The organism is Bacillus sp. SIMBA_074, assembly GCF_046534555.1.
GTDB lineage: Bacteria > Bacillota > Bacilli > Bacillales > Bacillaceae_G > Bacillus_A > Bacillus_A mycoides.
Window position 1 is genome coordinate 1 of sequence record NZ_JAWRYM010000181.1, and the last position, 369, is coordinate 369.

Annotated in this window: 1 protein-coding gene; it reads right to left on the reverse strand. The window is 48.5% G+C overall.

The window, feature by feature from the left end; translation table 11 throughout:
- Positions 1-115: 115 nt before the first annotated feature.
- Positions 116-369, reverse strand: a 254-nt coding sequence (locus SB773_RS30400; protein WP_410593917.1) for a hypothetical protein, incomplete at its 5' end; no start/stop codon positions are given.

A 369-nucleotide genomic window follows, 5' to 3' on the forward strand; every position in this document is an offset into this window, starting at 1 on the left:
CCATTGCAGAAACCGTTCTACGATCGATGCTTGCTGAACAGGATGGAACTTGGATGATGGCAGCAGAAGAGATTTGGGTGAAACCAGAGGAACAACAAGAGCCGGCACACCTCGTTCACTGAGGATAACTGCGTCCGTGGCTGCCAAACAGTTCGCGGACGTTACCATAAACCCGAACATGCAGGTCCGGGAAAGCAAAAGCAACATGGCCATCTTCTAGTTGTAGGCGTTCGCTGTTTTGCTCAATGACAAACGGAATCTCCATTGCTTGTAGGGCGTCCTTGAGATAGCTAACCTCAGACCATGCGACTGAATAATAGAATGACTTTTCCACGATATCAACTCCTTTGTGGCCATTATGCCACATTG